Below are 868 nucleotides of genomic sequence, written 5' to 3' on the forward strand. Positions count from 1 at the left end.
CTAGAGGCTGTTATGGACTTGGAAGCGGGCTTGATTCATCCGTTATTGGATGAGCATTTGCCGCAAGTCGTATCTGTCTGACGTCAGTGATGAGGAATGGTCGCTGGTCGCACCATATTTGCTGTTGCAGCGTGAGGATGCGGGCCAGCGGGAGCATGACCTGCGCGAGGTGTTCAACGGCCTGCGCTACATCGTGAAGACGGGTGCGCCGTGGCGGTGGATGCCCAACGACTTGCCGCCCTGGGCGGCGGTGTACCAGCAGACGCAACGCTGGCTGGCGGCGGGATGTTTCGAGGCGCTGGTGGATGATCTGCGCGCGGTGTTGCGGCTGGCGGCGGGGCGCAAGGCCGAGCCGAGCGCTGCGATCATCGACAGCCGGACGTTGCGCTCCACGCCCGAGAGCGGCGAGCGGGCCGGCTATGACGGTGGGAAACGCAAGAAGGGCTCGAAGATCCACATGGCGGTCGACACGCTGGGTCATCTGCTGGCGCTCCATGTCACGCCGGCCAGCGCGGAGGATCGCGGTGAGGTGGAACGGCTCGCGCGCACCCTGCAGGCGGTCACCGACGACACGGTCGAACTCGCATGGGTCGATCAGGGCTATACCGGCGAGCGTGCCGCCACTGCGGCAGCCAAACATGGCGTCGCTCTCGAAGTCGTCAAACTGCCTGAAGCCAAACGCGGTTTCGTTCTCTTGCCGCGACGCTGGGTCGTCGAACGGTCATTCGCATGGGCGACCCGCTTCCGACGCCTCGTCAAAGACTACGAACGTTACGCCGAAACACTCGCAGGACTTCACATCGTCGCCTTCGCCTGCCTCATGATGAAACAGGCCGCTGCACTCGCTGATGGTTCATAACAGCCTCTA

Annotated in this window: 1 protein-coding gene; it reads left to right on the forward strand. The window is 63.4% G+C overall.

Translation table 11 applies throughout. The annotated features are described in order from the left end of the window. Positions 1-49 precede the first annotated feature (49 nt). On the forward strand, positions 50-859 hold the full coding sequence (locus QLH51_RS19830) for an IS5 family transposase (RefSeq protein ID WP_283514683.1): 810 nt from the start codon (positions 50-52) through the stop codon (positions 857-859). The last annotated feature ends 9 nt before the right edge of the window (positions 860-868 follow it).

Source organism: Sphingomonas sp. 2R-10, from assembly GCF_030062225.1.
In the GTDB taxonomy this organism is placed as follows: Bacteria; Pseudomonadota; Alphaproteobacteria; order Sphingomonadales; family Sphingomonadaceae; genus Sphingomonas.

Bases quoted from the DNA above. Each gene is read 5' to 3' on its own strand.
- QLH51_RS19830 (WP_283514683.1), top strand. From the start codon at position 50: ATGAGCATTTGCCGCAAGTCGTATCTGTCTGACGTCAGTGATGAGGAA.